Origin of the sequence: Microcystis protocystis FBCC-A270 (assembly GCF_050500235.1) — a bacterium.
GTDB classification, from domain to species: domain Bacteria; phylum Cyanobacteriota; class Cyanobacteriia; order Cyanobacteriales; family Microcystaceae; genus Microcystis; species Microcystis ichthyoblabe_A.
Window position 1 is genome coordinate 1,227,352 of record NZ_CP191407.1, and the last position, 18,464, is coordinate 1,245,815.

At 43.5% G+C, this 18,464-nt stretch carries 17 protein-coding genes, 1 tRNA gene and 2 pseudogenes; 10 read left to right on the forward strand and 10 right to left on the reverse strand.

Annotated features, from left to right (window positions below; translation table 11 throughout):
* Positions 1-19: 19 nt before the first annotated feature.
* Positions 20-982, forward strand: coding sequence for a protochlorophyllide reductase (locus tag ACQY1X_RS06010; RefSeq protein ID WP_002750483.1), 963 nt, complete (start codon positions 20-22; stop codon positions 980-982).
* Positions 983-1,344: 362 nt separating this feature from the next.
* On the opposite strand, the gene ACQY1X_RS06015 is transcribed toward ACQY1X_RS06010, so the two are convergent.
* The 3 genes from ACQY1X_RS06015 to dnaK all read right to left on the reverse strand — a co-directional run bounded on the left by ACQY1X_RS06015 (position 1,345) and on the right by dnaK (position 6,103).
* Complete coding sequence (locus ACQY1X_RS06015) at positions 1,345-2,616, reverse strand: esterase-like activity of phytase family protein (RefSeq protein ID WP_430014174.1); 1,272 nt, start codon at positions 2,614-2,616, stop codon at positions 1,345-1,347.
* Between the two features lie 235 nt (positions 2,617-2,851).
* Positions 2,852-4,060: a sodium/glutamate symporter gene (gene gltS / locus ACQY1X_RS06020; protein WP_002777651.1), complete on the reverse strand. Its 1,209-nt coding sequence runs from the start codon at positions 4,058-4,060 to the stop codon at positions 2,852-2,854.
* Between the two features lie 138 nt (positions 4,061-4,198).
* Positions 4,199-6,103 (reverse strand): molecular chaperone DnaK, encoded by a 1,905-nt coding sequence (dnaK, locus tag ACQY1X_RS06025; protein WP_002750478.1) that lies wholly within the window; start codon positions 6,101-6,103, stop codon positions 4,199-4,201.
* 361 nt (positions 6,104-6,464) lie between these two features.
* Here dnaK and ACQY1X_RS06030 point away from each other — a divergent pair, with 361 nt between their 5' ends.
* Entirely contained in the window at positions 6,465-7,646 is a 1,182-nt protein-coding gene (locus ACQY1X_RS06030; RefSeq protein ID WP_430015480.1) for an RtcB family protein, read from the forward strand.
* A gap of 112 nt (positions 7,647-7,758) precedes the next feature.
* Here the strand turns inward: ACQY1X_RS06030 and ACQY1X_RS06035 are convergent, their stop codons facing one another.
* Positions 7,759-8,523, reverse strand: a complete 765-nt coding sequence (locus ACQY1X_RS06035) for a YebC/PmpR family DNA-binding transcriptional regulator (protein ID WP_430014176.1) — start codon at positions 8,521-8,523, stop codon at positions 7,759-7,761.
* A gap of 214 nt (positions 8,524-8,737) precedes the next feature.
* On the opposite strand from ACQY1X_RS06035, the gene ACQY1X_RS06040 reads away from it, so the two are divergent.
* From ACQY1X_RS06040 to ACQY1X_RS06065, 6 genes are all read left to right on the forward strand, one after another.
* Positions 8,738-9,223, forward strand: coding sequence for a pentapeptide repeat-containing protein (locus tag ACQY1X_RS06040; RefSeq protein ID WP_002734112.1), 486 nt, complete (start codon positions 8,738-8,740; stop codon positions 9,221-9,223).
* Positions 9,224-9,394: 171 nt separating this feature from the next.
* Positions 9,395-11,326, forward strand: a complete 1,932-nt coding sequence (locus ACQY1X_RS06045; protein ID WP_430015481.1) for a transglycosylase domain-containing protein — start codon at positions 9,395-9,397, stop codon at positions 11,324-11,326.
* A 115-nt stretch (positions 11,327-11,441) separates the two neighbouring features.
* Complete coding sequence (locus ACQY1X_RS06050) at positions 11,442-11,687, forward strand: CopG family transcriptional regulator (RefSeq protein WP_004162257.1); 246 nt, start codon at positions 11,442-11,444, stop codon at positions 11,685-11,687.
* Positions 11,688-11,764: 77 nt separating this feature from the next.
* The gene (locus ACQY1X_RS06055) at positions 11,765-12,361 is read left to right on the forward strand and encodes a GUN4 domain-containing protein (RefSeq protein WP_002746508.1); all 597 of its coding nucleotides are present in this window, start codon (positions 11,765-11,767) and stop codon (positions 12,359-12,361) included.
* 212 nt (positions 12,362-12,573) lie between these two features.
* Positions 12,574-13,149, forward strand: a complete 576-nt coding sequence (locus ACQY1X_RS06060; RefSeq protein WP_430015482.1) for a Uma2 family endonuclease — start codon at positions 12,574-12,576, stop codon at positions 13,147-13,149.
* 224 nt (positions 13,150-13,373) lie between these two features.
* A complete protein-coding gene (locus tag ACQY1X_RS06065) occupies positions 13,374-14,183 on the forward strand; it encodes a DNA adenine methylase (protein WP_430015483.1) in 810 nt (269 codons plus the stop codon).
* A 319-nt stretch (positions 14,184-14,502) separates the two neighbouring features.
* Here ACQY1X_RS06065 and ACQY1X_RS06070 read toward each other — a convergent pair.
* From ACQY1X_RS06070 to ACQY1X_RS06085, 4 genes and pseudogenes are all read right to left on the reverse strand, one after another.
* A pseudogene (locus ACQY1X_RS06070) lies at positions 14,503-14,838 on the reverse strand (type II toxin-antitoxin system PemK/MazF family toxin).
* Positions 14,839-15,093, reverse strand: a complete 255-nt coding sequence (locus ACQY1X_RS06075) for a hypothetical protein (protein WP_430014180.1) — start codon at positions 15,091-15,093, stop codon at positions 14,839-14,841. It abuts the pseudogene before it with no gap.
* 164 nt (positions 15,094-15,257) lie between these two features.
* Positions 15,258-15,353: pseudogene (locus ACQY1X_RS06080) on the reverse strand (PEP-CTERM sorting domain-containing protein); the annotation flags it as partial.
* Positions 15,354-15,517: 164 nt separating this feature from the next.
* Positions 15,518-15,886 carry a hypothetical protein gene (locus ACQY1X_RS06085; protein ID WP_430015484.1) on the reverse strand — a complete coding sequence of 123 codons (369 nt, stop codon included), beginning with the start codon at positions 15,884-15,886 and terminating at the stop codon, positions 15,518-15,520.
* A gap of 277 nt (positions 15,887-16,163) precedes the next feature.
* Between ACQY1X_RS06085 and ACQY1X_RS06090 the strand changes: the two genes are divergently transcribed.
* Together ACQY1X_RS06090 and ACQY1X_RS06095 are read left to right on the forward strand one after the other, a co-directional pair.
* Positions 16,164-16,409 carry a hypothetical protein gene (locus tag ACQY1X_RS06090; protein ID WP_002734321.1) on the forward strand — a complete coding sequence of 82 codons (246 nt, stop codon included), beginning with the start codon at positions 16,164-16,166 and terminating at the stop codon, positions 16,407-16,409.
* A gap of 40 nt (positions 16,410-16,449) precedes the next feature.
* Positions 16,450-16,653, forward strand: a complete 204-nt coding sequence (locus ACQY1X_RS06095; protein WP_002731958.1) for a type II toxin-antitoxin system RelE family toxin — start codon at positions 16,450-16,452, stop codon at positions 16,651-16,653.
* A gap of 317 nt (positions 16,654-16,970) precedes the next feature.
* Here the strand turns inward: ACQY1X_RS06095 and ACQY1X_RS06100 are convergent.
* Both ACQY1X_RS06100 and ACQY1X_RS06105 read right to left on the reverse strand, forming a co-directional pair.
* A tRNA-Arg gene (locus tag ACQY1X_RS06100) sits at positions 16,971-17,043 on the reverse strand.
* Between the two features lie 88 nt (positions 17,044-17,131).
* Entirely contained in the window at positions 17,132-18,271 is a 1,140-nt protein-coding gene (locus tag ACQY1X_RS06105; protein WP_430014182.1) for a ferrochelatase, read from the reverse strand.
* Between the last annotated feature and the right edge of the window lie 193 nt (positions 18,272-18,464).

Consider the following 18,464-nt stretch of genomic DNA (forward strand, 5'->3'; position numbering starts at 1 on the left):
TAACGAAAACTATCAAAAAATGGTACAAGATCAAAAACCCACGGTGATCATTACTGGGACAACTTCTGGAGTCGGTCTCTACGCCGCTAAATCCCTTGCTCAAAGAGGTTGGTTTGTGGTTATGGCCTGTCGGGATATCCCGAAAATGGAACAGGCTGCCAAGGAATTGAACATTCCCCGGGATAACTACTGTATTGAATTTATCGACCTCGGTTCCCTCGATAGCGTCCGGCGCTTCGTTAAAAATTTCCGGGCCTTGGGCCGCTCTCTAACCGCTTTAGTCTGCAATGCCGCTATCTATCTGCCTTTGCTCAAAGAACCCTTAAGAAGTCCCGACGGTTATGAATTGAGCATGGCCACCAATCATTTAGGTCATTTCCTGCTCTCGAATTTGCTCTTGGAAGATCTAAAAAATTCCCCTTCTCCCGACCGCCGTTTAGTCATTCTCGGCACTGTCACCCATAATCCCGATGAATTAGGCGGTAAAATTCCTCCTCGTCCCGATTTGGGCGATTTGGAAGGGTTTGCCAAGGGTTTCAAAGAGCCGATTACTATGGCCGACGGCAAAAAATTTGAATCGGTCAAAGCCTACAAAGATAGTAAGGTGTGTAATGTTCTCACCATGCGGGAACTGCACAAACGCTATCACGAATCGACCGGAATCACTTTTACTTCCCTCTATCCGGGTTGTGTGGCCGATACACCCCTTTTCCGCAATCATTACCCCTTTTTCCAGCAGTTTTTCCCCTGGTTCCAGAAAAATATCACTGGTGGCTATGTTTCCCAAGAATTAGCTGGGGAAAGAGTGGCCATGGTGGTGGCTGACCCCCAATACCGTCAATCTGGTGCTTACTGGAGTTGGGGCAACCGTCAGAAAAAAGAGGGTAAATCTTTTGTACAAAGGGTTTCTCCTCAAGCTCGCGACGAGGAAAGAGGCGAAAAAATGTGGGAATACAGCGCTAAATTAGTCGGATTAGCTTAAATTCCGATTTTGAACCTAAAAAAGGACACAAGTTAACTTGTGTCCTTGTGGAAACGGGGAGCGCTGGGACAGGGAGAAACAGTCCATAACTGGGTTTTTAAAGTTTGATTGGCAGTTAATGATATTATCAAAAACCGATTTGGTATTAGGCTCTCTTGGATTTGGTGGGTAAAATGTATTCTAAGATACATTCCTCCTAGCGAGGGGCTAGACTAACCACAAAGACACAAAGAACACAAAGATTGATCGATCCTATGTAAGTTAAACTTATCACACAGAACCTAGAAGAGCCATTGTCCAATTGACGAAACGCTCGGCAACCCCAAAGATAGCCTGATCTCTATGCTGTTGCCAGATTTTGTTTAGCTTTCCCGTTTTTTGACTAGAATAACAACGCAACCGATCACCAGCAATCCTGCTAGGGTTGAGGGTTCGGGTACAGTTTCGACGCTAAAGGCGAGAAATTGAGTAAATTGGAACTGGGTAAAGTTATTGTCGCTGACGAGAATTATTGAGCGCTTGCCGTTCGGTAAATAGGGGCCGAAGGTAATCCCCTCCACGTTATCGATGGGGATATTTAACAAGGTCAAATCGAATAATAGGGTTTTCTGGGCGGCCACGATACCCGAAACCCCATTAATACTGGGAAAGGCACTAATATCGGTGGCCCCCTCCAGGGAAACCTCGTAGATTTTCACAGTATAGCCCGTATTCCCTGGTGTTCCCGTCGTTATGGAGAAAGAACGTTCTAGGGAGAGAAAGCGTTTGCCACTATTATCAAGTGCCAGTAAATCGACGAGTCCGTTGACATCGACTGGGCTTGGAATAGTCGGGGGAAGGGCGATTGGATCGGTATTGTAGAGGAATTGAGCGATCGGCTGTCCATTAGCGAGATCGTACTGCAATATCCGTGAGGGAGAACCGTTCGTTGGCGTCGCAGCCGGCCCATCCTGCACAAGCGCGTTCTCGGAGGCCGTGAACAGGAATCGCTGATCTGGGGTGGTGGTCAGACTTTCTAGAGCCAGATTATTGCGAACCCCGCTTGTGGTGGGAATCGAGTTCGGCGCGGGGATAAACTGGTTTGGAATCGGTAAAGTATCGTTCTGTTGACCGTTGGCCAGCGCGAATCGATTGACAAAGGGATTGAGAATCTGATTGTTAGAGACCTCCCCTTCGGAGGAAATATACAGATTAGAACCCACGAGCGCGATCCCTTCTGGATCGAGACTCAGCGCGGGGAAAGTTTGCCCGTTAGTCTGTAAAAGTGGGGTAACACCGGTAAAGGTAACGCCGCTATTCGTCCCATTAACATTAAATAGAGTCGGATTGATCGTTGCGGTGTAGAAACGCGCCGGGCCGTTCTGAGAGCGATCGTCCGAGATGATGTAAAAGTTATTACCCGCCGGATCGTAGGTAATGCCCGATAATCCCCCGACCGGAACGGAGACACCGTTCACGGTTCCCGCTGGGCCTGAGGGAATAAACCCCGTGGGAACAATCGATTGACCGAGAAATTGTAAATTTAAAGGCGAAGCTTGAACCGACGAGGTAGCGAGGAAACCGACCGTTATGGTTCCGGCGATCCCGATGAAAAAACGAGAGGGGGATTTCATGATTTCTATCCAAAAAAACATTAGAACTCTTGCAAATTAATTATATGTTACAATAATGTGTTAACTAATTTTTTTGGGAAAATTAGTCGCTTAGTAAACTCGTACTAAATAGGAGCCTGAAGTTTAACTTTTAACCCAAAAATATTTAGATATGCTTTAATCTCTTCGGGTCTAATTCCCCGCCGCTCGCAGGGTATAATAGAAAAATGAGTGAATACATCCATAAGAGCCATAATTACTTGATCGATAAAAATTTTTAAGTCAGAAAATTCAAAAATTGCTGGATGATAAAAGCATTAAACAAATCAATAAAAAATGCCCCCACCAAAGGAACAATAATAAATGCTTGGGGAGAAGCCCCAAAATGTTCCGTCACCGCTGTCATATTGGCAATCGCTGTGGGAGTTGCCCCTAGAGTTAAACCCAAATAACCGGCGCAAACTACTGAAGCATGATAGTTTTTTCCCATTAAGGGAAAGACCAGTAAAACAGTATAAATAATACTGAGTGAGAACTGCACTAATAACAGGATAGCAATCGGTCCGGCCAAATCGATCAATGTCCATAATTGTAAACTCATCAAGGACATAGATAGGAATAAACCGAGACTAACATCAGAAATTAAGGCTAAAGAGGGCGTATTAGCGGGCCAAGGAAAGCGTTTCAACACCAAAGGTACGGTATTAGTCAGGATAATTCCTGCCAATAAACAGGTGACAAAATCCGGTAATTTTAAACCAAGGGGAGTCACCCAGTAGTTAATCTGATTACCTAAACCGATAGTTAAACCAATCACTAAGATTGAATGGAGCATTGTATTGTAATCGATATTGACATTCCTCTGGCTTTGTTTAATTCCCACCGTTAAATCTTGATCTTGATTATTGGCTCGCAGTCGATTTCTAGTAATTAACCATTTAGCCACCGGTCCGCCAATAATTCCCCCTAAAACTAGCCCAAAAGTAGCACTAGCTACACCGATTTCTGATGCTTTGGCGATGCCATAATTATCACGAAAAATAGAAGCCCAAGCAATGGCAGTCCCGTGACCCCCACTCAAAGAAACGGAACCAGCAATCAAACCGATGGGTAAATCTAATCCCATCACTTTTGCCACTCCTAACCCAGCTAAATTTTGTAGAATGAGATAAACCACGGCGGTTATTAATAAAATTAGCAAGGGTTTACCCCCTTGCAGCAGGGTTTTTAGTTTTGAGGACAGCCCGATAGTAGTAAAAAAAACGATTAACAGGGCATCCCGAACATTAAGGGTAAATTCAATTTGCCATTTAAAAACAGCAAAAAATAGACCTAAAAACAAGGAAGCCAAGACACCACCAGCAACGGCATCAGGAATGTTATAATCTTGCAGAAATTTGATATTTTTGGTTAAATACTTACCGAGATAGAGGACTAGAATAGCCATAATAATTGTCTGGCGTTGGCTAAATTGGTAAATTTCCATTTTCTTAATCTTAGTCCTCCAAGATGGTTCACTTAAGTTTAGTCCTAATTTTCGGTGACAGCCTTATCTTTAAGAAAGCCGCAAGGAAAAAAGGACACAAGTTAACTTGTGTCCTTCCCGAAGCTAAGAACTTAATTTTTATTTAGCGTCGGAGAATTCCGCATCGATGACATCATCGCCACCACCAGCACCACCAGAGGGGCCATTGTCATTATTGCCACCGGGGGGATTGCTAGGGGCTCCTTGCTGATACATACTACTACCGATCGCGTAGAGGGCTTGTTGTAATTCCGGTAGGATGGTTTTGATCTTACCATCATCGTCTTGAGCGATCGCTTCCTTCAGATCTTTAATCAACCCTTGGGCTTTATTTTTCTCAGATGGAGGAACCTTATCGCCTAACTCTTCCAACTGCTTCTCAGCTTGATAAACCAAGGAATCAGCTTGATTTTTGCGTTCAATGCGTTCGCGACGTTCCTTATCCACCGAGGCGTTCGATTCTGCCTCATTAACCATGCGTTCCACTTCATTTTGGGGCAGGGTAGAAGCGCCGGTGATGCTGATCGATTGTTCTTTTCCTGTACCTTTATCCTTAGCGGTGACATTGAGAATACCGTTAGCATCGATGTCGAAAACCACTTCGATTTGAGGCACACCACGAGGCGCGGGAGGGATGCCATCGAGTCGGAAAGTTCCCAAACTCTTGTTATCTTTGGCCATTTCCCGTTCCCCTTGCAGGACGTGGATTTCCACGTTAGTTTGTCCATCCACTGCCGTGGAGAAAACTTCCGATTTTTTGGTGGGGATAGTGGTGTTGCGGGTAATAATCCGCGTCATCACACCGCCGAGGGTTTCCACACCCAAAGACAGGGGCGAAACATCAAGCAGAAGAATATCTTTGACTTCACCGGCGAGAACACCACCTTGAATGGCAGCGCCGACGGCTACCACCTCATCGGGGTTAACGCTTTGGTTAGGATCCTTGCCCAGAACTTTTTTAACTAATTCCTGGACGGCGGGAATCCGGGTTGAACCACCGACGAGAACCACTTCATCGAGGGCAGATTTATCGATTTTGGCATCACGGATGGCATTTTCGACGGGAATCCGACAGCGATCAATTAAATCGGCGCAAATTTCTTCAAATTTAGCTCTAGTTAGGGTAGTATCTAGGTGTTTTGGTCCTTCGGCGGTAGCGGTGATGAAGGGCAGGTTAATTTCCGCTTGGGTAACGCTAGAAAGCTCAATTTTGGCTTTTTCTGCCGCTTCTGTGAGACGTTGCAGGGCTTGTTTATCTTGACGGAGATCTATTCCTTCAACTTTTTTGAATTCTCCGGCTAGATAATCAACGATTTTTTTATCGAAGTCATCACCACCGAGATGAGTATCTCCAGAGGTAGCGAGAACTTCAAAGACACCATCACCCACTTCTAGAACCGATACGTCAAAGGTTCCTCCACCCAAGTCAAAAACGAGAATGGTTTCGTTAGCTTTTTTGTCTAATCCGTAGGCAAGAGAGGCGGCGGTGGGTTCGTTGATAATGCGGAGAACTTCAACCCCAGCAATTCTCCCGGCATCTTTGGTGGCTTGACGTTGGGAGTCGTTAAAATAAGCGGGTACGGTGATGACTGCTTGGGTAACGGTTTCGCCGAGGTATTTACTGGCATCTTCCACCAGTTTCCGCAGTACCTGGGCGGAAATTTCTTCGGGGGCGAATTGTTTGCCCTGGGCGGGACAGTCTAATTTAACGTTGCCGTTGCCGTCCTGGAGAGTTTTGTAGGATACTTCTGTGGCTTCGTTAGTAACTTCGTTGAATTTCCTGCCGATGAAGCGTTTGACGGAATAAAAAGTATTTTGCGGGTTCATTACCGCTTGACGTTTGGCGATTTGTCCTACTAGGCGATCGCCACTTTTGGCGTAGGCGACGACTGAGGGCGTGGTTCTAAACCCTTCGGCGTTGGCGATAACGGTGGGTTTACCCCCTTCCATAACCGCGACGCAGGAGTTAGTCGTCCCTAAGTCAATTCCAACTACTTTTCCCATAATCTTTGTGCTGCTCCGATACAAATTATAGTGACTTCTAGAATCGGAACTGTACTCGGTTTTTAGGCGATACCCACCCCTATCAGTTCCTTTGTTATCTCTATAGTGCAAAATAACCCCGCTTTCTCGATAGTGTAGGTATCCGAACCTTTTTGGTAGTATTGCAGTAGTCGGTAAACCTGCGGTGAAAGTCAAAAATTTTCCCAGGGGGTAGTCTGAGCGGGTAATTTAGATAGTCAACAGCTTATCCTCTGTGTTAAAACACGATCGCCGATCACAATTTATCTAATTCATCGCAGAATCTCAATTGCCTTATTGTCTTAGTTGCATCCGCCTTTTATCTGATTATTTCATAAAAACTATGGCTTACGAAACTCTGGAACTTTCTACCCCGACACCGATTTTATCTTGGGCGGGCCATGAATTGGGACCCCAAGAAACCCAAATGGCCAAAAATGTTGCCTCCCTACCTTTTGTTTATAAACACATTTCTTTAATGCCGGATGTTCACTTGGGTAAAGGTGCTTTAGTCGGTTCGGTGATTGCCACCAAAGATGCCGTAATTCCCGCCGCCGTCGGAGTCGATATCGGTTGCGGCATGGCTGCCCTAAAAATGCCTTTTACTGGTGAACAATTGCAGGGAAAACTTAAAAAAATTCGCCTCGATATAGAGGCGAATATTCCCGTCGGTTTTGCGGAAAATAAAGAAGTGGATCGGGAAGTGACTAAATGGTCAAAATGGGGGGAATTTAAACAGATTCATCGAGGTGTACAAAACCTAGAGAAAAAAGCCCTTAAACAAATGGGTTCTCTGGGGGGTGGTAATCACTTTATCGAAATTTGTTTAGATACAGACAATCAAGTTTGGTTAATGCTCCATTCCGGTTCTAGAGGTATTGGTAATCAACTGGCCCAATGTCATATTGATACTGCCAAAGAGTTAGCCAAACTAGCAGAATGTAAATTACCCGACCTCGATTTGGCCTACTTTGTCGCCGGTACAGAAGAATTTACCGCCTACTGGCATGACCTACAATGGACCCAGGAATATGCCCGTTATAATCGGGAAATTATGATGGCTAGATTTAAACGGATTGTTGAAAAACATCTAGCGGGAGGCAAACCAACTAAACCCCTCTTAGTAGTTAATTGTCATCACAATTATGCCGAAAAAGAAATTCATTTTGGGGAGGAGGTTTATGTCACCCGCAAAGGAGCCGTCCGCGCTAGAGAAACCGATTATGGCATTATCCCCGGTTCCATGGGAGCGCAATCTTATATTGTTAAAGGTAAAGGAGAACATAATAGCTTCTGTTCCTGTTCCCACGGGGCCGGGCGCTTGATGTCGAGAAATCTGGCTAAAAAAACCTTTACTCTTGATGATTTAATCGCCCAAACCCAAGGGGTTGAATGCCGCAAGGATGAGGGCGTTATTGATGAGATTCCGGGAGCTTATAAACCGATCCAACAGGTGATGAATCAACAGGCAGATCTAGTGGAAATTGTCGCCACTCTCAAGCAGGTGCTGTGTGTCAAAGGTTAAAAATCATGGCCAGAGCGATCGATTTTTACGGAACCCGAATTTTTACGCGATTTTGGGGACAGATTATTTCTTGATTGGGCCTAGAATCAGTGAGCAGTCCGGGAATTTAGGATCACATATCCAGTAACATCAATTCCTCGACTAAATCAAAATTAGCTGTCACCGATTGCACATCATCGAGGGATTCTAGGGTGTCGATTAACTTCAATAAAAAACGGGCCTGGTCTCGATCGCTCACTTCTAGGGTATTAGTGGGAATCCAGCGTAATTCTGCTTCTTTGACCTTAAATCCCGCTGCTTGCAGAACCTTATTCAATCTCTCCAGGTTAGACACCTCAGTAAACACTTCTGCTCCTTGACCTTCCTCCTCACTGTCAAAAAACTCGTAGGATTGGGCCTGGCCCTCTAGGGAAGCTTCTAAAAGCTTATCCTCATCAATAGTTCCCTCAAGGCGAATTACCCCCTTATGGTCAAACATCCAGCCCACACAGCCCGTTTCACCTAAATTACCGCCATTTTTGCTAAAAGCCGCCCGCAGATCCGCAGCCGTGCGATTGCGATTATCGGTCAGTGCTTCGATCAGGATCGCCACACCCCCCGGACCATAACCCTCGTAGCGAATTTCCTCAAAAGCCGAGTCATTTTCCCAAGTTCCCGCCCCTTTAGCGATCGCTCTTTCGATATTGTCATTAGGAATACCGGCCGCCTTGGCTTTTTCGATCGCCGTGCGTAGCTGAAAATTGCCCGCCGGATCGGGAACACCGTTACGGGTAGCCACGATAATGGCCCGGGATAACTGGGTGAAAGTTTGCCCTTTTTTGGCATCAACCCGGGCTTTTTGTCGTTTAATATTTGCCCATTTACTATGACCAGCCATATCTATCTAAGATATCCAACATCAAAAATCTAGCAGATCGATCGCTCTTGGTAAATCTGGGGATAATTGTCAACGAGTGCCGGGTAATGATAATAAATCGTGTTGAGAAACTATAGAGGGGCGGCCAGTTCGAGCATTTGTACTACAATTCCCGATAGGCGGTTTAAATCCAGTACAGCTTATTATAGAAAAGGTTGATTGATCAGGTGGCAATATGGCGCAATTTTCTCGAAAAACTCTACTAATCTTGTTTGCTAGTATATTAGTATTATTATTCTCCTTAGCTCCGGCCCAAGCGCTAAGTTACAATAACCGCAATTTGACCGATAATGACTTTGGGGGGCAGGATTTGCGCGATTCCACCTTCGATCACTCTAATCTGCGCGGTAGTAACTTCAGTCATGCCAATCTGGAAGGAGTACGCTTTTTTTCTGCCAACTTGGAGGGGGCCGACTTTAGCGATGCCAATATGAGAAATGTGGATTTAGAATCGGCCCGTTTAACCAGAGCCAACTTTACCAATGCCGTTCTCGAAGGAGCTTTTGCCACTAACATTTTAATCAAAGGTGCAATTATCGACGGAGCCGATTTTACCGATGCAATTATTCGCTCCGATGTGGAAAAGTATCTTTGTGAGATAGCCACAGGAACTAACCCCATAACTGGCAGAAATACCCGCGATACCCTGTTTTGTCCCTGATATCTAACTATGCTGCTCCTAATCCCCCTGCCATGGCCGATCGAATCTAGAGCCAGATCGGCCATAATTGCTGTAAGCTAGTATTCGATTTTTTAACAAAACCTATAGAATAGACTTTCAAGCCAGTTCGATCGATCAGTCCCCTCTTGGAAAAAGGAAATTGTAACCATCGTGTCCACCAGTACCCTCGGCAATCAAGACAAAGAGCAGCAGTCCAGTAGTTCTCCCGATAGCTTTCTTCAGGGAGTCTCTAGAGTCGCAGGGGGAACCGCTCTCGGCCTGTTGATGGTATCCACGGCCGTGGTGACGGGGTCTGTGGTAGGATTAGCGATCAGTTACCGCAATCTACCCGATGTGAGGATTTTACAGGGCTATGTCCCCACGGAAACCAGTTATATCTACGATGTTAAAGGCAGACCCCTGACCAGCTTACACGGGGAAGCGCATCGGGAAGTGGTGGAACTCGATCAAATTTCTCCCAATCTAAAACGCGCAGTGATGGCGATCGAAGATAGCCATTTTTATCACCATCGTGGTATTAATCCTAATAGTATCGGCCGGGCAGTGATCGCTAACTGGAAAAGTGGCGGTGTGGTGGAAGGTGCATCTACCATCACCATGCAGTTAGTCAAAAATATCTTTCTTTCCCATGCTCGCACCGTTAGCCGTAAATTAGCTGAAGCAGTCCTAGCAATACGAGTAGAACAGGTTTTTAGCAAAAATGACATTCTGGAAATGTACCTCAATAATATCTATTGGGGTCATAATAATTACGGAGTTCAAACCGCCGCTAAAAGTTATTTTAATAAACCCGCCTCCGAGTTAAATTTAGCAGAATCGGCGATGATGGCCGGATTAATCCAAGCGCCGGAAGTTTATAGTCCTTTTAATAATTATAAAACCGCCAAGGAAAGACAGGCACTGGTTCTCAGTCGGATGCGTAGCTTAGGTTGGATTACCCCCGCACAGGAAGAGGCCGCTTTCAAGGAACCTCTGAAACTGGGTAAACCCACCGCTTGGCAAGAAAGTAAGTTACCCTATGTCACCGATGCAGTGGTGGCAGAATTGCGGCAAAAATTTGGCAAAGAAACTCTAATTAAAGGGGGAATGCGGATTCAAACTACGATCGATCTTGACTTTCAAAACATGGCCGAGTCCACCATTCAACGGGCCTATAATGGCTTGCGTGGTCGCGGTATTCGTACCAAAGACCTACAAATTTCTCTAGTTGCGGTGGATCCCCGCACCCATTTCGTCAAGGCGCTCGTCGGTGGCGTTGATTACAATAAAAGTCAATTAAACCGAGCTATTCAATCCCGTCGTCAACCGGGGTCAGCTTTTAAACCTTTTGTCTATTATACTGCCTTCGCTAGTGGTCGTTTTACCCCCGAAACCGTGGTTAATGATGCTCCCATCCGTTTTCGCGAGGGCGGCGGCTTCTATAGCCCAAAAAACTACGGTGGCGGCTTTTCTGGTCCAGTTTCCCTGCGTAGCGCTCTGATGCAGTCTCTGAATATTCCCGCAGTTATTCTCGGTCGTCGTGTCGGGATAAATAAAGTCATTGAAGTCTGTCGTCTGCTGGGTTTCGAGAGTCCTTTAATTGCCGTCACCTCTTTACCTTTGGGTTCCGTGGATGTGACTCCTCTGGAAATGGCGGGGGCCTACGCTACTTTTGCCAGTAATGGCTGGCATTCTAAGCCTACCTTTATCATGCGTGTTACTGATAGCCGTGGTAACGTCATGCTCGATAATACACCCAAACCGAAGCTAGTTTTAGACCCCTGGGCCACCGCTTCCCTCAATTCTGTCCTACAGGGAGTTATTCAGGGAGGAACAGCCACCTCGGCCCAAATCGGTCGTCCGGCAGCGGGAAAAACCGGTACTACCGATAACGAGAAAAATGTCTGGTTTGTCGGTTATGTTCCCCAATTAGCCACCGCAGTGTGGATTGGAGATGACCGAAACCGCACTTTAGGTAAAGGTATCACCGGCGGTGGTTTTGCCGCTCCCATTTGGCGCGATTTCATGGCACAAGCTCTGAAAAATGAACGGGTAGAATATTTTCCTTCTCCTTCCAAATTTCGCAAACCAACAGTTAAGTAGATGGTTAATCTAATTGGTTTGATCGTAATTTATCGATCGAGTAAAGGTGGCTATGTTAAAAATGAAACCCACGCTTTGAGCCTTCAGGTTTCCTACGATTAATAGGCAAGTTACCATGAGTACCATCCAAGTTCAAATTCCCGACTCATTACAGAAAAGTTTAGATGATCTAGCGGCTCGTGATGGAATTTCGATCGATCAATTTATCTCTACTGCGATCGCTGAGAAACTTTCAGCGTTGATGACAGAAAATTACCTAATAGAAAGGTCCAAAAAGGGAAGTCGAGAAAAGTATCAGGCAATCTTAACAAAAGTTCCCGATGTTGAGCCAGAAGCCTATGACCGGCTGCCGACTGTCTGACATATCACTGCACCCGACTTTCTGCTAGACTTTGACAAGGCGGGTGAGTTCAACCGTTTGACTAGCTGAGAGACTGTATGTCTGGGAAAAAGTTAGGTATTCATACTACTATCGAAATTGTAGCTTTTCTATCAGCTTTGGCTACAATTATGGGTTTTGTCTATTTTTTCTATGATCGCCACTTTGTAACTTGTAAACCTATGGAGGGATTTTCGTCAAACAGAGATGCTTATTATTCATGTCTTCGTAAACTGCTTAAAGAAAATAGGTGGGAGGACGCTAATAGAGAGACTCTAAGACTAATGTTGCAAACGGTCAATAGAGAAGGAGAAGGATTTATAGATACAAAAACTATGAAAGAATTTCCTTGCAAAGATTTGTTGATTATTGAAGATTTGTGGTCAAAAGCAAGTCAAGGCAGATTTGGCTTTGATACTCAGCAAAAAATATGGAAAAGTGAAGGCGGTGAACCCTATTTAACTGATGAGAATTCAGAGGCTTACCATAGGTTTCGCAGTGCAGTGGGATGGAAAAAAGGAAAAGATCCTAACTTTTCTCTGAATGCTCCATATGGCCATTTACCAATATTAGGATCTCATGGAAAAATAGGAGGAATTGCAAACACATATCGAATTGCAGAGTGTCTAGAAAAGAAAGAGTGGGAAGCGCCATAACCAAGGTGAGAGCATCTCAAATGCTATTGACAATTGGCCAATTTTGTGATCTTTGTGGGCATTTCCAGTGATACTGGTCAGTTAGAATAGTTAAGAAATCGACCCATTTGATTGAGAGGGCAAATTCTCCTCAAATATACCTGAATCGTCGGTAAGCAACCCAGATAAAGTTCATTTATAATAAAGTCACAAAAAAACCTTTGCTTGAAACGATGACGACTTCCTTGACTGAGAGTCTCACCCTTGAAGATTTCCTCAAATTGCCATATTTGGAGGATTCTCCAGCATGGGAATACTTGCATGGAGTCGCAATTCAGAAACCCATGCCTAAGACTCGACACTCTATCCTGCAAAAACGTCTTTTAGCTGCGGTTGACAGCCACACTGTTGATTATACAGCCTTACCGGAGTTGCGATGTACCTTCGGCGGGCGTTCGATCGTTCCTGATGTTGCCGTAATTGCATGGAATCGAATTAACCTCAATCAAGCAGGTGAACCAGAGGACGACTTTAGGGAAGCACCTGATTGGACTATCGAAATTCTTTCACCGGATCAAAAGGTAAACTGTGTAATTGACAACATTTTACATTGTTTAAAACATGGCAGTAAATTAGGATGGATGCTTGATCCAGATGATTATTCTGTTTTAATGTTTACTCCCCAACAAGAGCCGGAAGTTTGCAGAGGGGATCACCAACTTAAGGTAATTGCAGGGGTTGAGTTGACACTGACTCCACAACAAATCTTTGCCTGGCTAAAAGTTGGTCAAGCTAGACAAAGTAAGTAAAAGTCTGGGGAGAATCACGGCTCTTCTTGACCTTGTGTGATAAGTTTAAATTATATAAGAGCGATCGATCTTTGTGTCCTTTGTGTCTTTGTGGTTCGTTTCACTCGCTCGCCCGCAGGACTGTATCTTAGAATACATTTTACCCACCAAACCCAAGAGAGCCGAATCACGAGGACTAACTTGGTCGTTAGACGGAATTCAATAATAAACGGATTTAGTATAAAATGTCAAAAATTAAAAGTCCCTTGCGTTATCCCGGGGGGAAATCCCGGGCAATTAAGCAAATTATGCCGCAAATTCCTGTGAATATTAGGGAATATCGAGAACCTTTTTTTGGTGGGGGTTCTGTATTTTTTGCTGTTAAGCAACTCTTTGGACAACAAATAAAAACCTATTGGATTAATGACTTAAATTATGATTTATATTGTTTCTGGCAATGCGCTCAAGAAAATATTGAGTTATTGGTAGCAAAAATAACAGAAATTAAACAGAAATATGATGGCGGACGAGAATTATTTCAAGATTTGACAAGGGAAGATTTAAAGTTAACCGATTTTGAAAAAGCGGTGCGTTTTTTTATTTTAAATCGGATTACTTTTTCGGGAACAGTGGATTCGGGGGGTTATTCCCAAGCGGCTTTTAACAGTAGATTTACTGATTCATCAATTGCCAGATTAACCCAAATTGCGCCGTTATTAGCATCGGTAAAAATTACTAACCAAGACTACGAAGAATTATTATTTGCTGAGGGAAAAGAAGTTTTTATATTTCTCGATCCCCCCTACTATAGTGCCACAAAATCCCGTTTGTACGGTGTGAGAGGTAATTTACATACTAGCTTCGATCATCAACGTTTTGCCGATAATATGCGTCAATGTCAGGCTAAATGGTTAATTACCTACGATGATTGTCCAGAGATACGAAAACTCTTTAATTTTGCCCATATTATCGAGTGGAATCTTCAGTATGGCATGAATAATTATAAACAAGGAGCGGCGGCATCTGGTAGGGAATTAATGATCAAAAATTATTAGTGCGATGCCGAAGGCACTGCGTAGCAGTACGCTAATCTTATAGCGATTGTCCCCAAGACGATAGGAGAGAATTTCCCATCCCTAGTTAGGGTTTGCGGCAAAAAGTTTTTCCTGGTGGCAGGGTGTGGGGTGTGGGGTTTGGGGTTTTACCCATTTTCAGGTGGTCAATTACCTAATTTTCAGGGAAAAAGTACCTGAATTTTCCCCCCAATCACTCCAAAGGTCGGCACTTTTTGAGGGAAAAAAAGTCCAAAAGTCTTATCCAACAAGGTTTTTAGATTTATTCAGCAGACCCTAATTAAACATTCATATTAGTGTTTTATGTTAAATCTAATGTGTATCGCATAACATCTTCCAATTGCTGTAAATAACTAGAAGAAAGTGTCCCCAACTGTCGTTGAAGTCGTTGTCTATCAATAACAACAATTTGATAACATAAGGCTACTGATTCCTGATTTAAGCCTCCTTGTCCTGCGGGAATAACCATTGTTCAGGGGATTTGTGCGCGACGTAAATTACTGGTTAATGGAATTACAACAACAGTGCTAGTGAAGCGATCAATATTGTTATGTTGGACAATAATAACAGGTCGAATACCAGCTTGTTCTGAACCACGACTCGGATTCAAATCAGCTAGATAAATATCGCCTCGCATTTATTCCTTATCCTCTTGTTCAAGGTGAGATAAATAATCGGTTAAAATACTTTCTGAAAAGCTAATATCCTCTTGAGCAAATTCATTTTGTAACGATTGTGCTTCTGCATCTGAAATATTGTCCCATTTCTGAAAACGTGAATTTTTTTGTAAGGATTTGACAAATTCAAGGACTTGTTGCTGTTTTTCTAGCGGTAAAGTCTTAATACTTTGCAAAATCTGGTCTTGAAGATTATTAATATGGGTGACAGACATTTCAACTTTTACTATATCTACACTAGTCCAACCATTTTACCATAAAAAAACGCTCTTGTCGTCAATTAGTTAGCAGCAATTAAATAATAGACAATAAACAATAGACAAAAAATAACCCCTCTACTGACTGAATGAAGGAGCATTTATGGTATTTTAGAAGCAATTTAGCCAACTTTTGTGGTTTCTTTTTCAGTGGATTGGGAGGGTTTTAGTTTGCGCTTCAGGGTTGAAACTGCGCCGATAGTGCCGAGAGCGAGGAGGAAAGTTATAATTTGAGGAACACTATTAGATATGTAGATATGATTAGATAAGGTACAATGAAAGATGTAGATGCACCTACTTAAGCCATGAAACAAGTTCTCAAAAATATTGAGGTATCAGAGATTCCCACACTAATCGATACATGGATAGATATTCCTGTAAATTAATCGATAGTAAACAATGTTGTGAGTCCCGCAGTTGTTCCTATGGAATAATATGTATTGACTGGAACACCATCTAAAGCTGGTATGGCTAAAGAACAACGATGGAAAGTTTTATCAAGAAATCTTTTGTACATACATCTTTTTACCGATTTCACGGGGATCAGGCAACTAACCCTACTGGAAGTTGCACCAGGAATACCTGGCACTATCAAAAATCTGCCATGATCATTTATACACTTATATACTTGACCAGATTGAGCTATTAAAAAGTCTTTGTTTTCACTTAAGTTAAATGTTTTAGCTTGTCGAGACACAGTTAGTCCCAATAAAGTTAATACAGCCTTTATGTATATTACACTTGTTTTCATTAATGTATCTCCTCAAAGTGCGAGCGCTCCCCCTCGCAGCCAGATTAAGCAACAACCCAACACCAAAGGCGGACAAAACAAAAATACACATTCCCCCCTCCACAACTGTATTAAAAGCTACAATTTAATAAATCTTTACATTCCTCTCTTAATCCCGATAAAGAAACCGCAGAACCAAGTCGGTTGTGAACAGCCCACCGCTTTTACCATTTTTGGTTAGTATCTGGATGTGGTATTATTTGAGGTGTGTTCGGATTATCTGATACGATCAAGGTCTATGACAACTTACTATGAAATCCTCAGCCAAATAGAGAATCTTCCCCTTACGGATAAGTTGCGACTTTTAGAGGATTTAAAAACTATCATCAAGCCGACCGTAGCGCCAAAAGATGACGATGAGATCATTCCAGCCGAAGAACTTGCTGAAAGCCAAGCAGCATGGCAAGATTATTTATCCGGTCGAGATACTGGAATCACTTCAACAGAATTAAAATACAAATTATTTGGAGATAAACTTGGCTGATTATATTCTACTTAGACAAGCAGAACGCTACTTAGAAAGGATGCCTAAAAATGATCAAATTCGTCTTCTTGAAGCTTTGGATACTTTGATTTCGGATTCTACAAAATTAGATATTAAACCCCTTTACGGAAGAGATGAACTAAGATTGCGAGTAGGTAAGTATCGAGTGTTGTTTTTTGAAGATAGAAATAACAATCTATACGTCATTACAACTATTAAACCTCGCGGCGATGTCTATAAATAATACCAGAACTCTTTTCTAGACTGCTGTTTCTCCTTTCGCCATAAGACAGTGATTCACAGAAGAAGGAGTTTCAGGTGTTTTCCCCTGTTTTACCCCTTTTCAGGCGACCTATCCTCATTCCGTGAGATATTGTGGCGCAGTATGTCCTATTCGCCTTTGCCTTCTCCCTTGACTGATCCTCAACTCGATCGCCAACTAAATTAAACACAATTAATATCAACCGACGGGATTCAACTGACCCAATTCCACGCTCACCGCATCAAAGCGATTGTCCCCGGGACAAGAGGAGAGAATTTCCAATCCCTACTTAACAATAACGGGTACGGTAGGGATCGAACCTACAACCGTCCGCTTAGAAGGCGGATGCTCTATCCATTGAGCTACGTACCCAGGAAAGCACAATTATAGATTATAGCTCCAACAGTGACAAGTGGTAGGACTAATTTTCGCCGTTGCCCCTCTTTGCCACTGTCCAAGCTTAATGATGATGGTGATGTCCGTGGTGATGATGGTGATCGGAATGAATGTGAGGAATTGTTACAGAACTATTGACAGATAAAGTCTCTTGTGACAGTAAAGCTTCGATATGTTCATCGGCCCAATCGGCAGCCATCCGGCAAAATTCGGGGTTATTGTTGACACAGGCCATCTGCACATAATTAACTTGGTCGTGTTTGCGGCGTAAAGCTTCGATAATATGCTCCACATCCAGTAAAGTTTCGTGATTTTCCGTAGCAAAGCCAATCGGCATGAAAATTAAAGCTTTGGCCCCTAATTCAATCAAATTCTTCGCCGCTAACTCTGCATTCGGTTGCGTCCATTTAATTAAGGGGGTTTGGTGATTTAACCAACCCACAGAAATCAAGGGATAACGATAGATTAATTTTTCCCGGACTAACTCGTATAAAGCTTGACTTTCATCGATTCCCGACGTAAATCCCTTAGCTTCGTGGGGACAACCGTGATTCATTAAAATAATGCCAATTTGCGAGGGAAGACAGCTACTAGCTACCTCGGCCGCGATTTTTTCCTCCACTAACCGCGCCATTAGATCTATATAAGCGGGTTGGTTATAAAACGAGGGAATATAGCGCAATCCTTTAACCCAATGTTCCCCCGTTTGTCCTTGAGCTAAAGCTTTGTTAACCTGTTCGATGGCAATGCCACTGGTAAAGATAGAATCAACAACGAGGAGAGGATAGATCAAAATTTTCTCGAATCCCCGCTCGCGGATTTCCGTTAATATCTGTGCCGGTAAAAAAGGCGCACAGAAGTTAAACGCTTTGAATACCTCCACCCGATTACCCCATTTTGCCTGTAAATTGCGCTCAATTTCCTGTCTTTGATGCTCGAAAATGTGGTTATGGGGGGAAATAAAGTGATTATGCTGGTGCTGCCATTCGTGTAGGTCAAATATGGCCAATAATTTCGCTAGGGGAGGATAAACCCAAGTCGGCACAGGAGCGAACTTAGCCGTCAGCAAATTTAAGGCCTGTTCATTATAGTTGGCGAAGTCCTCATAACTCTCCACTTCCCCGTATCCCATCAATAATACCGCCACTCGATCGCTGTGGTTGTGGGTAGCGGCTAACGGTTGTTGATCTGAAATGGCAACCACGTTTTTAACCCCGATTTTCTAAGTGAAAAACGCTATATCACTGGGATAGTAGCGTTTTTCCATCCTATCCCCTCCCACGCGATAGACCGCTAAAAATTTATAACCTCTACAGAATCATACAGATTGCTTATCATCCTGATTAATAAAACGATATGTAAAGAAACTTTAAATAATGTTAAGATCGTTGCAGTTC

What these genes read in the sequence shown, in the direction of transcription:
- ACQY1X_RS06010 (WP_002750483.1), top strand. Translation starts at nt 20, where the DNA reads ATGGTACAAGATCAAAAACCCACGGTGATCATTACTGGGACAACTTCT.
- ACQY1X_RS06015 (WP_430014174.1), bottom strand. Translation starts at nt 2,616, where the DNA reads ATGTTTTTTTGGATAGAAATCATGAAATCCCCCTCTCGTTTTTTCATC.
- gltS (WP_002777651.1), bottom strand. Translation starts at nt 4,060, where the DNA reads ATGGAAATTTACCAATTTAGCCAACGCCAGACAATTATTATGGCTATT.
- dnaK (WP_002750478.1), bottom strand. Translation starts at nt 6,103, where the DNA reads ATGGGAAAAGTAGTTGGAATTGACTTAGGGACGACTAACTCCTGCGTC.
- ACQY1X_RS06030 (WP_430015480.1), top strand. Translation starts at nt 6,465, where the DNA reads ATGGCTTACGAAACTCTGGAACTTTCTACCCCGACACCGATTTTATCT.
- ACQY1X_RS06035 (WP_430014176.1), bottom strand. Translation starts at nt 8,523, where the DNA reads ATGGCTGGTCATAGTAAATGGGCAAATATTAAACGACAAAAAGCCCGG.
- ACQY1X_RS06040 (WP_002734112.1), top strand. Translation starts at nt 8,738, where the DNA reads ATGGCGCAATTTTCTCGAAAAACTCTACTAATCTTGTTTGCTAGTATA.
- ACQY1X_RS06050 (WP_004162257.1), top strand. Translation starts at nt 11,442, where the DNA reads ATGAGTACCATCCAAGTTCAAATTCCCGACTCATTACAGAAAAGTTTA.
- ACQY1X_RS06055 (WP_002746508.1), top strand. Translation starts at nt 11,765, where the DNA reads ATGTCTGGGAAAAAGTTAGGTATTCATACTACTATCGAAATTGTAGCT.
- ACQY1X_RS06060 (WP_430015482.1), top strand. Translation starts at nt 12,574, where the DNA reads ATGACGACTTCCTTGACTGAGAGTCTCACCCTTGAAGATTTCCTCAAA.
- ACQY1X_RS06065 (WP_430015483.1), top strand. Translation starts at nt 13,374, where the DNA reads ATGTCAAAAATTAAAAGTCCCTTGCGTTATCCCGGGGGGAAATCCCGG.
- ACQY1X_RS06075 (WP_430014180.1), bottom strand. Translation starts at nt 15,093, where the DNA reads ATGTCTGTCACCCATATTAATAATCTTCAAGACCAGATTTTGCAAAGT.
- ACQY1X_RS06085 (WP_430015484.1), bottom strand. Translation starts at nt 15,886, where the DNA reads ATGAAAACAAGTGTAATATACATAAAGGCTGTATTAACTTTATTGGGA.
- ACQY1X_RS06090 (WP_002734321.1), top strand. Translation starts at nt 16,164, where the DNA reads ATGACAACTTACTATGAAATCCTCAGCCAAATAGAGAATCTTCCCCTT.
- ACQY1X_RS06095 (WP_002731958.1), top strand. Translation starts at nt 16,450, where the DNA reads ATGCCTAAAAATGATCAAATTCGTCTTCTTGAAGCTTTGGATACTTTG.